This window comes from Nocardioides humilatus (assembly GCF_008373755.1).
In the GTDB taxonomy this organism is placed as follows: domain Bacteria; phylum Actinomycetota; class Actinomycetes; order Propionibacteriales; family Nocardioidaceae; genus Nocardioides; species Nocardioides humilatus.
The window spans coordinates 738,272-752,038 of the sequence record NZ_VUJV01000001.1 but is presented as its reverse complement, the minus strand read 5'-3'; the positions used below and the strand labels follow the sequence as shown (position 1 = coordinate 752,038).

Annotated in this window: 14 protein-coding genes; 10 read left to right on the top strand and 4 right to left on the bottom strand. The window is 69.0% G+C overall.

The window, feature by feature from the left end:
* The first annotated feature begins 104 nt into the window (after positions 1-104).
* Positions 105-1,571 carry an FHA domain-containing protein gene (locus tag F0U44_RS23680; protein ID WP_149726836.1) on the top strand — a complete coding sequence of 489 codons (1,467 nt, stop codon included), beginning with the start codon at positions 105-107 and terminating at the stop codon, positions 1,569-1,571.
* Between the two features lie 12 nt (positions 1,572-1,583).
* Here the strand turns inward: F0U44_RS23680 and F0U44_RS03475 are convergent, their stop codons facing one another.
* Positions 1,584-2,177, bottom strand: coding sequence for a GNAT family N-acetyltransferase (locus tag F0U44_RS03475; RefSeq protein ID WP_223163562.1), 594 nt, complete (start codon positions 2,175-2,177; stop codon positions 1,584-1,586).
* A 134-nt stretch (positions 2,178-2,311) separates the two neighbouring features.
* Between F0U44_RS03475 and F0U44_RS03470 the strand changes: the two genes are divergently transcribed.
* Entirely contained in the window at positions 2,312-2,707 is a 396-nt protein-coding gene (locus tag F0U44_RS03470; RefSeq protein WP_149726834.1) for a cold-shock protein, read from the top strand.
* Here the strand turns inward: F0U44_RS03470 and F0U44_RS03465 are convergent.
* Positions 2,704-4,149 (bottom strand): MFS transporter, encoded by a 1,446-nt coding sequence (locus F0U44_RS03465; protein WP_149726833.1) that lies wholly within the window; start codon positions 4,147-4,149, stop codon positions 2,704-2,706. The genes F0U44_RS03470 and F0U44_RS03465 overlap by 4 nt on opposite strands.
* A gap of 63 nt (positions 4,150-4,212) precedes the next feature.
* Here F0U44_RS03465 and F0U44_RS03460 point away from each other — a divergent pair, with 63 nt between their 5' ends.
* On the top strand, positions 4,213-4,989 hold the full coding sequence (locus F0U44_RS03460; protein WP_246160274.1) for a DUF3027 domain-containing protein: 777 nt from the start codon (positions 4,213-4,215) through the stop codon (positions 4,987-4,989).
* Positions 4,990-4,992: 3 nt separating this feature from the next.
* Here the strand turns inward: F0U44_RS03460 and F0U44_RS03455 are convergent, their stop codons facing one another.
* Positions 4,993-5,607: a SecDF P1 head subdomain-containing protein gene (locus tag F0U44_RS03455; protein ID WP_149726831.1), complete on the bottom strand. Its 615-nt coding sequence runs from the start codon at positions 5,605-5,607 to the stop codon at positions 4,993-4,995.
* Positions 5,608-5,614: 7 nt separating this feature from the next.
* Entirely contained in the window at positions 5,615-5,905 is a 291-nt protein-coding gene (locus F0U44_RS03450) for a DUF2530 domain-containing protein (protein WP_246160273.1), read from the bottom strand.
* A gap of 105 nt (positions 5,906-6,010) precedes the next feature.
* Between F0U44_RS03450 and F0U44_RS03445 the strand changes: the two genes are divergently transcribed.
* From F0U44_RS03445 to tuf, 7 genes are all read left to right on the top strand, one after another.
* Entirely contained in the window at positions 6,011-6,460 is a 450-nt protein-coding gene (locus tag F0U44_RS03445) for a MarR family winged helix-turn-helix transcriptional regulator (RefSeq protein ID WP_246160272.1), read from the top strand.
* Positions 6,457-7,803, top strand: coding sequence for an MFS transporter (locus F0U44_RS03440; RefSeq protein WP_306461703.1), 1,347 nt, complete (start codon positions 6,457-6,459; stop codon positions 7,801-7,803). Before F0U44_RS03445 ends, F0U44_RS03440 begins: the two co-directional genes overlap by 4 nt.
* On the top strand, positions 7,721-9,175 hold the full coding sequence (locus F0U44_RS03435; protein WP_149726828.1) for an NCS2 family permease: 1,455 nt from the start codon (positions 7,721-7,723) through the stop codon (positions 9,173-9,175). Before F0U44_RS03440 ends, F0U44_RS03435 begins: the two co-directional genes overlap by 83 nt.
* Before the next feature lie 212 nt (positions 9,176-9,387).
* Positions 9,388-9,762 (top strand): 30S ribosomal protein S12, encoded by a 375-nt coding sequence (gene rpsL / locus F0U44_RS03430; RefSeq protein WP_109692297.1) that lies wholly within the window; start codon positions 9,388-9,390, stop codon positions 9,760-9,762.
* 1 nt (position 9,763) lies between these two features.
* Entirely contained in the window at positions 9,764-10,234 is a 471-nt protein-coding gene (gene rpsG / locus F0U44_RS03425; protein ID WP_149726827.1) for a 30S ribosomal protein S7, read from the top strand.
* A gap of 80 nt (positions 10,235-10,314) precedes the next feature.
* Positions 10,315-12,429: an elongation factor G gene (gene fusA / locus F0U44_RS03420; RefSeq protein WP_149726826.1), complete on the top strand. Its 2,115-nt coding sequence runs from the start codon at positions 10,315-10,317 to the stop codon at positions 12,427-12,429.
* Positions 12,430-12,507: 78 nt separating this feature from the next.
* Complete coding sequence (gene tuf, locus F0U44_RS03415; RefSeq protein ID WP_149726825.1) at positions 12,508-13,701, top strand: elongation factor Tu; 1,194 nt, start codon at positions 12,508-12,510, stop codon at positions 13,699-13,701.
* The last annotated feature ends 66 nt before the right edge of the window (positions 13,702-13,767 follow it).

Below are 13,767 nucleotides of genomic sequence, written 5' to 3'. Positions count from 1 at the left end.
TCAACGCTAACGGCGGCCCTCACGGATGTGGTGGGATGGGTCCCGCAGAAGCCGCAGGGTCTCGACGTGCGGCGGATTACGACGGAGCAGGAGACGTGATCGCGATGAGCTCAAACGGCGGAGCAGGGGCGTGGTCCTACCGCACCGGACCGTGGTTCGCGGCCTTCGGCCCGCGCGTCAGCGTGCTGCTGCCGGAGTCGCAGCGGGGCCACGTGATCGGCGTCTGGTCGCTGGTGGACGGCGGCGCCGCCTTCGACGAGGTCCTCGACGCGCTGCTCGCCTCGGGCCTGAGCAAGCTGCCGGCCTTCGTGCTCGTCAGCACCGACGACGGCCCGACCCGCGTGCTCCTCCGCGGCGCCGGGGTCAGTGCCACGCTCGCGACCGAGGGTGACGACGTCACCCTCGACGGCAGCGAGAGCGCGACCTGGGTCGAGCGCAGCGTCGACGGCGTCACCGCCCTGTCCGTGTCGCTCGCCGATGCTGATCCCGACGACGAGCACGCCGGCCACGACTTCGGGGTCGTCACCGGACTGGTGCGGGTCTCTCGCATCGACCGTCCCCCCTTCGCCGAGCCCGTTGCCGAACCCGAGCCCGTTGCCGAGCCCGTCGCCGAGGTCGCTCCCGTCGTCGAGGTGCTCGAGCCGGAGGTCGCACCCGAACCTGAGGCCGAGGTAGCGCCCGAGCCCGAGGCCGCGGCCCCGGAGGAGCCTGCGCCGTTCGACGAGCCGGCCCCCTTCGACGAGCCGACCGACGCCGAGGTCACGATGCCGCCCGGTGGCGACCCGCTCACCGACCCGATGCCGCCCGCCCCGGCGCCGAGCGACTGGGTCACGCCGTGGGACACCCCGCCGCCGGCGGTCGACCCGATGGCCGACCCGGAGGTCGAGCCCATGTCCGACGAGATGGTCGAAGAGGCCGTCGAGGACATGATCGAGGAGGGTGGCCCGATCACCGAGGTCATGGACATGAGCGAGCTCGGCGCGATGACCGACGCCCCCGTGACTGACGCCCCGATGACCGACCCGGTGCCGCCCGCGACCGAGCTCGCCCCACCGGACTTCGCTCCACCCGGCTTCGCGCCGCCGCCCTACGCGCCGCCGCCCCCGCCGGTCGCCCCCCCGTCGATCGACCTCCCGCCGCCGCCGCTGACGGTCGGGTCGTGGGAACCGATCGGGGGCGTCGCCCCGCCGCCGCCGGCACCGGAGGCGCCCGCCAGCGGCGCAGCCGCCAAGCTGATGATCAGCGATGGTCAGCAGGTCGTCGTCGATCGGGTGATCCTGATCGGCCGCGCTCCCGAGGCGCGCCGCTTCGACGACACCGAGCAGCCACTGCTGATCAGCGTGCCGAGCCGCCTGCACGAGATCTCCTCGACCCACGTCGAGGTGCGCCCGGGCACCGGCGCCGACCAGGGGAGCGCGGTCGTGACCGACATGGGCTCGACCAACGGCACGGTGCTCGTGCAGCCGGGGCTCCAGCCGGAGGACCTCAAGCCGGGCATCGCGGTCGTCCTGCAGACGGGCGCGATCATCAACCTCGGTGACGGCGTCACCATCCAGGTCACCCGCGGCTAGGTCAGCCCTCGATCAACCCGGGGGCCACTCCTCCCGGAGCAGCCCGTAGATCGCGTCGTCGGTCCAGGTGCCGTCCGCCTCGGGCCAGTCGCGCCGCAGGTGCGCCTCCTTGGTCATCCCGAGGCGCTCGCACAGCGCTGCTGACCGGGTGTTGCGCGGGTCGAGGTGAGCGACCAGGCGGTGCACCGGGTAGTGGTCGAAGGCGAGCGTCACGAGCGCCGTCGCGGCTTCGGTCGCGAAGCCCTTGCCGGCAGCTGACGGCGCGAAGGCCCAGCCGATCTCCGCGACCGATGGTGCGGTGCTCGGGTCGGCCCGCTTGCCGAGGCGGAGGATCACGTCGCCGACCAGCGTGCCGTCGTGGACGACGGCCAGGGAGAGCACCTCGTCGGGTTCGGAGGGTGCGAGCCGCTCGGCCATCATCGCGACCCGCTTGACCAGCGCCGCCTCGTCGGCCGCCGGGAACGGGAGGTAGCGGCACACCTCGGGGTCGGTGTAGTAGCGCAGCGCATCGAGGTCGTCCGTCGTGACGTGGCGCAGCTCGAGTCGCGCGGTCCGGAGGGGCACGGGAGGTGCGGGGAGCCGGGGTGCGATGGTCGGATCCGTCACCGTCCGCACTGTGCCACAAGGCACGAACGGGGCGGCAGCGAAAACGCGTTCGAAGCGGCACGGCATGATGTCCTACGATTTCTGGCTGCACTCGGGATCGGCCCGGGTGCTCCTGCGACAGAAGGGTCGAGACCGTGCCGACTGGCAAGGTGAAGTGGTACGACGCGGAGAAGGGCTTCGGCTTCCTCTCCCAGTCCGAGGGTCCGGACGTCTACGTCCGCTCGGACGCGCTCCCCGAAGGCGTCACCAACCTCAAGGCCGGCACGCGGGTCGAGTTCGGCATCGCCCAGGGCCGCCGCGGTGACCAGGCCCTGCAGGTCAAGGTGCTCGACGCCCCCACCTCGGTCGCGCGCAACCAGTCGCAGGCCAAGAAGAAGAAGCCCGAGGAGATGGTCCCGATCGTCGAGGACCTGATCCGGCTCCTCGACGGCATCGGTGAGGCCTACCGTCACGGCCGCCACCCCGACCGTCGTACGGCGCAGCCTGTCGCCAAGCTGCTCCGCGCGCTCGCCGACGAGCTCGAGAGCTAGTTCGAGGGCTTCGCGGGCTTGGCCGGCTGCCCCACGGCGATCGGCTGGCCGGGCTGACGCGGGGCCGGTCGGCGGCGCAGGGCGAAGACCGCCCATGCGCCGACGATCAAGGCTGCCGTCGGAAGGCCCAACGCGGGGAACCACGACATGATCACGCCGAGGAAGCCCCCGACGACCCAGGCCATCTGGAGCGTCGTGTCGCCGCGGGCAAACGCGCTCGCGTGCGCTTGGACCGGCACGCCGGTCTGGATGGTCGAGTCGAGCGACACCTTCGCGAGGTACTGCATCAGGCCTGCCGTCAGGCCCAGGGCGATCAGTGTGACCAGGCTGTAGAACAGCGCCGCGACCACCAAGATCGCGACGTCGGCGAGCAGGGCGACGACCACCATGAAGGACGGGTTGATCTTCTTCGCGACCGAGGCCGTCACGATGCCCAGGGTGTTGCCGAGGCCCGCGGCTCCGATCACGAGTCCGATAAGCAGCGCTGTTCGGTCCTCCCAGCCGTCGATCGGATCGGTGCGCAGGACGAAGGCCATGTACATCGTCAAGAAGCCGGACAACAGACGCGGACCGCAGTTGGCGCGGAGGGCGAACGACACCTGGGGCGGCAGGCCGCTGCGCCGCCCGCCGCTGGCTGCGCGCTGCGCGAGCGTGATCTCACCCTCGGTCGAGTCGACCTTGGCCGGCAGGAGGATCGCCGCGACGGTGCCGAGGGCGAACACCAAGAAGGCGTAGCGCAGCGCCCACTCGGCTCCGAAGTAGGCAGCAAGGCCGGCCAGCGGCGCCGACACCGACGCGCCGACCACTCCGGCGAGCGAGACCCGGCCGTTGGCCTTCACCAGGGTGATCTCCGGTGGCAGCAATCGAGGGACCGCGGCGGCTTTCGCCACGCCGTAACCCTTCGAGGCGATGAGGACCCCCAGCGCTGCGGGGTAGAACCAGAGCGAGTCGGAGGTGACCGCGCCGGCGATGACCCAGCAGAGGAACGCCCGGAGGGCGAACGCGGCGCCGATGGCCCAGCGGCGCCCGTGGCTGAAGCGGTCGAGGAACGGGCCGAGCAGCGGCGCGACGACCGCGAACGGCAGCATCGTCAGGCCGAGGAAGAGCAGCACCGGGCCGCGCTGCTCGCTGGTAGCGCCGGCGAAGAAGATCGTGCCGGCGAGGGCGATCGTGAAGGCGGCGTCGCCGGCCGCGTTGAACGCGTGCAGCTCGATCAAGCGGTTGAGCCCGGAGCGCTCGGCTCCCTGCGCCCCTGCCGCCCGGCGCGCTTGGCGCACGGTCGCGCGACCGAACCGGCCGGTCACCCGGGCGAAACCACGCAGCCCTCGAGCCGTCGCCTTGGCCCCGGTGCTGACGTTCTGCCCGACGGTGCGTCCGGGCGGAAACTCCTCGGGCGCACCGACGCCGCCCACGGGTGGGCGATCCGGCGGCAGCGAGGTCATGCGCCTATCTTGCCCCGTGGGGCCGACGTGACGCCTAGGGGCTGCATGGGGAACACTGACCCGGTGACCACTCTCGAGCGCAAGTCGACCGACTCCGTCGCGGCTGCCGCCGTCGACCGGGCGCGCGCGGCTCTGCTCGAGGACGTCGACGCCGCTGACGTCGGCGACTACCTCGGTCACGAGATCGACGGCCAGCGCGTCGTCACGCACCTCTTCGGCTGCACGCGCCGCGGCTACGTCGGTTGGCAGTGGTCGGTCACGCTCACCCGCGCCTCGCGGCAGAAGCAGGTCACGGTCGACGAGGTCGTGCTGCTCCCCGGGCCCGACGCGATCGTCGCGCCGGCGTGGGTGCCCTACCGCGAGCGCATCAAGCCGGGCGACCTCTCGCCCGGTGACCTGCTGCCGGTGTCCGACGACGACCCGCGGCTGGTGCCGACGTACTCCTTCGGCGACGACCCGCTCGACGCCGACGCCAAGACCCAGATCCGTCAGGTCGCCAAGGACCTCGGCCTCGGCCGGGTCCGCACCTTGTCGCCCGAGGGGCGCGACGCTGCCGCCGAGCGGTGGTACGACGGCGACGGCGGCCCCGACGCCCCGCTCGCGAAGTCGGCCCCTGACAGCTGCACGACGTGCGGGTTCCTCGTGCGTCTCGCCGGTCCTCTGGCGGAGACCTTCGGCGTATGCGCCAACGGCGACGCCAACGACGACGGTCGGGTCGTCACCCTCAATCACGGCTGCGGCGCCCACTCCGAGGTGCGCCTCAGCAAGCGGCAGATGCCGATCCCGCCGGCTCCGCCGGTGGTCGACACCCTGAGCCGCATCGACCTCGAGACGTTCTGAGTCTTACGACGCCAGGCGGGTCGCGAGGTCAGCGGCCTTCGCAGCGGTGGTGTCCCCGAGGGTGATCCGCAGTCGACCGTCGGTGATGGTGTCGTACGGCGCGATGGTGGTCACCACCCGTCCGTCCACGACGAGCGCGATCTGGCGGCCGGTGCCCGACAGCTCCTCGGTGAGCTGCTCCAGGGTCGCTCCGGCGTCGTCGGTGAGGACGACGTCGATCACCCAGCCGTCGGCGCTCTCCGGCTTGCCGGCCTCGGCGGACCCGATGCCGCGGCTGATCTCGGTCTTCCCGAGCAGGAAGCCCTCGCGTTCGTAGGCGTCGGTCCCGCAGACGAGGAGGTAGTCGTCGTCGAGGTCCTCGGGCTCGGTGGGGCAGGCGAAGTCCTTGAGCGCCGCGCAGGCGTCGGCCGACGGTGCGTCGGGGGCGGACGTGCACTGCTTCTGGCCGCTCGTGCTGGAGACCACGCGGCGGAACTCGACCGACGAGTGGCTCGCTGCCTCGGCCACCGGGTCGGCCTTCTTCTTCGGCTCGTCGCCCGAGCAGGCGCCGAGGGCGAGGGGCAGGGCAAGGGCGGCGAGCGCGCCGAGGGCGCGCCGACTCCGAGAGAGGGAGAGCATCAGCCGCTCAGACCTCATCCGCGTCGCGTTCGGCCCGGAACCGCCGACGACGCTTGCAGTACTCCATGCCCAGCAGCCCGAGTCCGACCCCGGTCAGGCACATCCAGAGCAACCAGGTGCGGCCGGCTTCCTCCAGCGGGGCCCAGAACGGGATCAGGCCGAGGAAGCCGAGCAGGAAGAGCCCCGTGCCGACCTGCACCGTGCGCACCCCGTCGACATCGAGGGGCTCCACCGGAGCGATCAGGTAGGTGCGGTTGCCGATCTCGTGCTGCGTCGGCTGGTCGTCACGCAGGTCCACGTCGCCATCGTAGACGCGCAGGCCGCTGGTTGAGGTGCGAGCGGAGCGAGCCTCGAAACCAAGGCTCAGGAATAGTTAGCAAGGGTAATGACTTATGCTAACGATATGCCCACTGCTGAGAAGGTCGTCCGCACCGATGCCGGGCTCGCCAGCGAGCTCCGTACGTCGGTCATGCGGCTGCGACGTCGCCTCGCCGGTGAACGTCACCCGGACAACCCGCTGAGCATGGGTCAGCTGGCCCTGCTCGGAGCGCTCTACCGCAACGGCGACCTGACCGTCGGGGAGCTGGCCGCGCACGAACGCGTGCAGCCGCCCAGCATGACCCGCACCGTCAACGCCCTGGCCGAGGGCGGCTGGGTGGCGCGACGGCCGCACGAGTCCGACGGCCGTCAGGTCGTCGTCACGCTCACCGAGGCGGGTCGCGCGGTCCTGATGGCCGACCGGGCACGCCGCGACGAGTGGCTCACCCGACGTCTGTCGGCCCTCACCGCCGAGGAGCGCGACGTGCTCCGCAAGGCGACCCCGATCCTGCAGCGGCTGGCCCAATCTGACTGATCCGGCCGACTGAACACGACCCGAAGGAGGACCCCACGAGTCCCACGTTCCGATCCCTGTCCCATCACAACTACCGCCTCTACCTCGCCGGCAGCATCGTGTCCAACGTGGGCACCTGGATGCAGCGGGTGGCCCAGGACTGGCTGGTGCTCACCATCCCGGGCAACGGAGGTGCGGCGCTCGGCATCACGACCGGGCTGCAGTTCCTGCCGATCCTGCTGCTCTCTCCCTACGCCGGTGTGATCGCCGACCGCTTCCCGAAGCGCCGTCTCCTGCAGGTCACCCAGGCGACGATGGCGCTCGCCTCGCTGACGCTGGGCGTGATCGCCGCCCTCGGGGTCGCGCAGACCTGGCACGTCTACCTGATCGCGGTCGCCTTCGGCGTGGGCGCCGCGTTCGATGCGCCCGCCCGTCAGGCCTTCGTGTCCGAGATGGTCGGGCCCGACGACGTCACCAACGCCGTGGGCCTCAACTCCGCGGCCTTCAACACCGCGCGCATCGTCGGGCCGGCGCTGGCCGGCGTGATGATCGGGCTGCTCGGTGGCGGGATGCGGGCCACGGGCTGGGTGATCCTCGCCAACGCCGTGTCCTACCTCGCTGTCATCTGGCAGCTCGAGCGCATGGACACCCGCGCCCTGCACACCCCCAAGCCGATCGCGCGACGCCCCGGCATGCTGCTCGAGGGCGTCCGCTACCTGCGAGGTCAGCCGAAGATGCTGATGATCCTCGTCCTGGTCTTCTTCGCCGGCACGTTCGGGATGAACTTCCAGATGACCTCGGCGCTGATGGCGACCGAGGTCTACGGGAAGGGCGCGGGGGAGTTCGGGATCCTCGGCTCGGCCCTCGCCGTCGGCTCGCTCACGGGTGCGCTGCTCGCGGCGCGTCGGCCGCGGGTCCGGCTGCGCCTGCTCGTGTTCGCGGCGACCGCCTTCGGCATCGCGGAGATCGTGGCGGGATCGCTGCCGTCGTACCTCTCCTTCGCGCTCTTCGCCCCGCTCATCGGCCTGTCGACCATCACCCTGCTCAACTCGGCCAACGCCACGCTGCAGGTCGAGTGCGACCCGGAGTTCCGGGGGCGGGTGATGGCGATCTACATGACGATCGTGATGGGCGGTACTCCGATCGGCGCACCGGTCATCGGCTGGATCGGGGAGACGTACGGCGCGCGCTGGACCCTCGTCGTCGGCGGCACCATGGTGCTGGTCGGTGTCGGGCTCGCGATGCTGGTGCACCGGTCGGCCGGTCTGGCATCGTGCCCTCATGAGCAGTCCGGCGACCTCAGCCACCTCGGCCCTCGACCGCTACTTCAAGCTGACGGAGCGCGGCTCCAGCGTCGGCCGTGAGGTCCGCGGAGGCGTCGTCACCTTCTTGACGATGGCCTACATCATCGTGCTCAACCCGATCATCCTGCTGGGCGGCGTCGACATCGACGGCAACCAGCTCGCGGGCGGCGACGGGGCGCAGATCGCGGCCGCGACCGCACTGGTCGCCGGGGTGCTGACGATCCTGATGGGAGTGGTGGCCAACTTCCCGATAGCGCTGGCGACGGGGCTGGGTCTCAACGCCTTCGTGACCTACTCGATCGCGAGCCAGATGACGTGGGCCGACGCGATGGGCTTGGTCGTCATCGAGGGCCTGATCATCCTGGTGCTGGTCTTCACCGGGTTCCGCAAGGCGGTGTTCAACGCCGTGCCGCCGCAGCTGAAGGTCGCCATCGCGGTCGGTATCGGCCTCTTCCTCACCATCATCGGTCTCGTCGATGCGGGGTTCGTCCGGAGCACCGGGCTGGCCGCTCCGCCGGTCCAGATCGGCGTGGGCAACGAGCTGCAGGGGTGGCCGGTGGCCGTGTTCTGCGGTGGGCTCGCGCTGATGATCGCGCTCTACGCGCGCAAGGTGCCGGGCGCGATCCTGATCTCGATCGTCGTGACCACTGCGGTCGCGATCATCGTCGAGAAGGTCGCCGACATCGGCCCCACCTTCGTCGACCCGGTGACCTTCAACCCGGCGGGCTGGAACCTCAACGTCCCGGTCCTTCCCGACGAGGTCTTCGCGACGCCCGACCTGGGCCTGCTCGGCGAGTTCAACCTGCTCGGCTCGTGGGACAAGGCGGGCTTCGTGGCCGTCGTCCTCCTGATCTTCACGCTGTTGATCTCCGACTTCTTCGACACCATGGGCACGATGACGGCGATCGGTGAGGAGGCCGGGCTGCTCGACAAGGACGGCATGCCGCCCCACACCCAGCGCATCCTGCTGGTCGACTCGTTGGCCGCGGCCGCGGGCGGCGCCGCGGGCATCTCGTCCAACACCTCCTACATCGAGTCGGCCTCGGGCGTGGCCGAGGGCGCGCGCACGGGACTCGCGAGCGTGGTCACGGGGCTGCTGTTCCTCGCGGCGATGTTCATCGCGCCCGTCGTGACCGTGATCCCCAACGAGGCGGCGGTGCCTGCCCTGGTGCTCGTCGGCTTCCTGATGATGCAGCAGGTCAAGGGCATCGACTGGAGCGACATCGAGATCGCCCTGCCCGCCTTCCTGACCATCGTCCTGATGCCGTTCACCTACTCGATCTCGGTCGGGATCGGCGCCGGATTCGTGGCGTACGCCTTCCTCAAGCTGGTCGTCGGCAAGGCGCGCGAGGTCCACCCGCTGCTCTGGGTGATCGCCGGCTTGTTCGTCGTCTACTTCGCGATCCACCCGGTGACGGACTGGCTGACGTAAAAGCCCCGGATTCACGGCGGCTCCAACGATTTTGACCCCCCTATGAGCGGCCGGTAGCCTCGTACCTTGTGTCTGGCACTCCCAGACACGTCGAGCGTGCCCGGAGTCCACCTGGACCGGCAGGCGCGCGAGCGGCACAGAGAAACACCGCAGTACTCCCGTGCCCGACAAGGTGTCGGGCCGTGATCAGAAACAGGAAAGGGAACCACCAGGTGCCCACCATCAACCAGTTGGTCCGTAAGGGCCGCCAGGACAAGGTGTCGAAGAACAAGACGCCTGCCCTGAAGGGTTCGCCCCAGCGACGCGGTGTGTGCACCCGCGTCTACACCACCACCCCGAAGAAGCCGAACTCCGCTCTCCGCAAGGTCGCCCGTGTGCGCCTGAGCAGTGGCGTCGAGGTCACCGCCTACATCCCGGGTGAGGGTCACAACCTGCAGGAGCACTCGATCGTGCTCGTCCGCGGCGGTCGTGTGAAGGACCTGCCCGGTGTCCGTTACAAGGTCATCCGAGGCGCCCTGGACACCCAGGCCGTGAAGAACCGTAAGCAGGCTCGCAGCCGCTACGGCGCCAAGAAGGAGAAGAGCTGACATGCCGCGCAAGGGCCCCGCGCCGAAGCGTCCCCTCGACGTCGACCCGGTCTACGGCTCGCAGCTGGTCACCCAGCTCGTGTCGAAGGTGCTGATGGACGGCAAGAAGCAGGTTGCGCAGCGCATCGTCTACTCCGCTCTCGAAGGCACCCGTGAGAAGACGGGCGTCGACCCGGTCATCACGCTGAAGCGTGCGCTCGACAACGTGCGTCCCGCGATCGAGGTCAAGTCCCGCCGCGTCGGTGGCGCGACCTACCAGGTCCCGATCGAGGTCAAGGGCACGCGTGGCACCACGCTCGCGCTGCGCTGGCTCGTGGGCTACGCCCAGGACCGTCGCGAGAAGACCATGAGCGAGCGCCTCATGAACGAGATCCTTGACGCCTCCAACGGCCTTGGCGCCGCTGTGAAGAAGCGCGAGGACACCCACAAGATGGCCGAGTCCAACAAGGCCTTCGCCCACTACCGCTGGTGACTTGGTCGGGACGGGCGCCCCACAGGGCAGCCCGTCCCGGCACTCACCTGCCCACTACTTCCTAAGGAACGCTGACTCACGTGGCAGTCGACATCACGACGGACCTGAACGTCGTCCGCAACATCGGCATCATGGCGCACATCGATGCCGGCAAGACCACCACCACCGAGCGCATCCTCTTCTACACCGGCATCACCTACAAGATCGGTGAGGTCCACGAGGGTGCCGCGACGATGGACTGGATGGAGCAGGAGCAGGAGCGCGGCATCACGATCACGTCCGCCGCGACGACCTGCTGGTGGAAGAAGCACCAGATCAACATCATCGACACCCCCGGCCACGTGGACTTCACGGCCGAGGTCGAGCGCTCGCTGCGCGTCCTCGACGGCGCCGTCGCGGTCTTCGACGGCGTTGCCGGCGTCGAGCCCCAGACGATGACGGTGTGGCGTCAGGCCAACAAGTACTCCGTGCCCCGTATGTGCTTCGTCAACAAGCTTGACCGCACCGGTGCCGACTTCTTCCGTTGCGTCGACATGATGGTCGAGCGCCTCAACTCCACCACGCTGGTCCTCCAGCTCCCGATCGGTGCCGAGTCCGACTTCATCGGCGTCGTCGACCTGGTCGAGATGAAGGCCAAGGTCTGGCGCGGCGAGACCCAGATGGGTGAGGACTACGAGGTCGAGGAGATCCCGGCCGACCTGCAGGAGCAGGCCGCGGAATACCGCGAGAAGCTGGTCGAGACCCTCGCCGAGGCCGACGACGAGATCATGGAGGTCTACCTCGAGGAGGGCGACGTCTTCGACGTCGCGACCCTCAAGGCCGCCATCCGTCGCGCGACCCTCGCCGACAAGCTCAACCCGGTCCTGTGCGGCACCGCGTTCAAGAACAAGGGCGTCCAGCCCCTGCTCGACGCGGTCGTCGACTACCTTCCCTCGCCGCTCGACATCGACGCCATCGTCGGTCACGACCCGCGCGACGAGGAGAAGGAGATCAAGCGTCAGCCTTCGGACAACGAGCCGTTCTCCGGTCTGGCCTACAAGATCGCCACCGACCCGCACCTCGGCAAGCTGATCTACGTCCGCGTCTACTCGGGCAAGCTCGAGGCGGGTTCGACCGTGGTCAACTCGGTCAACGGCCGCAAGGAGCGGATCGGCAAGGTCTACCAGATGCACGCCAACAAGCGTGAGGAGATCGCGTCGGTCGGCGCCGGCCAGATCGTGGCCGTCATGGGTCTGAAGGACACCAAGACCGGTCACACGCTGTCCGACCCCAACAACCAGGTCGTCCTCGAGTCGATGACGTTCCCGGCCCCGGTGATCGAGGTCGCGATCGAGCCCAAGACCAAGAGCGACCAGGAGAAGCTCGGCACCGCCATCCAGCGGCTGTCCGACGAGGACCCGACCTTCGTCGTCAAGACCGACGAGGAGACCGGCCAGACCATCATCGCCGGCATGGGCGAGCTCCACCTGGAGATCCTCGTCGACCGGATGAAGCGTGAGTTCAAGGTCGAGGCGACCGTCGGCAAGCCGCAGGTGGCCTACCGCGAGACGATCCGTGCCGCGGTCAACAACCACTCCTACACCCACAAGAAGCAGACGGGTGGCTCGGGTCAGTTCGCCAAGGTCGTCATCTCGATCGAGCCGAACATCGACCCCGAGACCGGTCTCGGTGCGGGCTACGAGTTCGCCAACAACGTCAGCGGCGGTCGCGTGCCGAAGGAGTACATCCCTTCGGTCGACCACGGTGGCCAGGAGGCCATGGAGTTCGGCGTGCTCGCCGGCTACCCCATGGTCGACGTGAAGTTCTCGCTCGAGGACGGCGCCTACCACGACGTCGACTCGTCCGAGCTCGCGTTCAAGATCGCCGGTCTGCAGGCGTTCAAGGAGGCGGCGCGCCAGGCGCGTCCCTGCCTCCTCGAGCCGATGTTCGCCGTTGAGGTCACCACGCCCGAGGGCTTCCTCGGCACGGTGATCGGTGACATCAACAGCCGTCGCGGTCAGATCCGTGCGCAGGAGGAGCGTCACGGCGACATCGTCGTCAACGCCCTCGTGCCGCTGTCGGAGATGTTCGGGTACGTTGGCGACCTGAGGTCCAAGACCTCCGGCCAGGCTTCGTACTCGATGGAGTTTGACTCGTACGCCGAGGTTCCCACGAACATCGCCGACGAGATCATCAAGAAGGCTCGTGGCGAGTAGTCATCCGACTACGACCCCGGCCCTCGGCATTACCCCTTTAGTACGAGTCAAGTAACACATCAATCAGGAGGAGCCCCAGTGGCTAAGGCGAAGTTCGAGCGGACCAAGCCGCACGTCAACATCGGCACCATCGGTCACATCGACCACGGCAAGACGACGCTGACCGCGGCGATCACCAAGGTGCTGCACGACAAGTACCCGAACCTCAATGAGGCTTCGGCTTTCGACCAGATCGACAAGGCGCCCGAAGAGCGCCAGCGCGGTATCACCATCTCGATCGCGCACGTCGAGTACCAGACCGAGGTGCGTCACTACGCGCACGTCGACTGCCCCGGTCACGCTGACTACATCAAGAACATGATCACCGGCGCGGCTCAGATGGACGGCGCGATCCTCGTGGTTGCCGCCACCGACGGCCCGATGCCGCAGACGCGTGAGCACGTGCTGCTCGCCCGCCAGGTCGGCGTGCCGGCCCTGGTCGTGGCGCTCAACAAGTGCGACATGGTCGACGACGAGGAGCTCATCGAGCTCGTCGAGATGGAGGTGCGCGAGCTCCTCTCCGAGTACGAGTTCCCGGGCGACGACATCCCGGTCGTGCGCGTTGCGGCCTTCCCGGCGCTCAACGGCGACGCCAAGTGGGGCGACTCGGTCGCCGAGCTCATGGCTGCGGTCGACGAGTACATCCCGACCCCGGCGCGTGACACCGAGAAGCCGTTCCTCATGCCTGTCGAGGACGTCTTCACGATCACCGGTCGCGGCACGGTCATCACCGGTCGCATCGAGCGCGGCATCGTGAAGGTCAACGAGGAGGTCGAGATCATCGGCATCCGCGAGACCTCGCAGAAGTCGACGGTCACCGGTGTCGAGATGTTCCGCAAGCTCCTCGACGAGGGCCAGGCTGGCGAGAACGTCGGTCTGCTCCTCCGTGGCACCAAGCGCGAGGACGTCGAGCGCGGCATGGTCGTGATCAAGCCGGGCACGACCACCCCGCACACCAACTTCGACGCGTCGGTCTACATCCTGTCGAAGGAGGAGGGCGGCCGTCACACGCCGTTCTTCAACAACTACCGCCCGCAGTTCTACTTCCGCACCACGGACGTGACCGGCGTCGTGACCCTCCCCGAGGGCACCGAGATGGTCATGCCGGGCGACAACACTGAGATGGCCGTCGAGCTCATCCAGCCCATCGCCATGGAAGAGGGCCTCCGGTTCGCCATCCGTGAGGGTGGCCGCACCGTCGGTGCCGGTCGCGTCACCAAGATCACCAAGTGATCTGACTCGACCTCAGCGTCAAACGACGGCCCCGGACCGCAAGGTCCGGGGCCGTCGTGTTTCCCG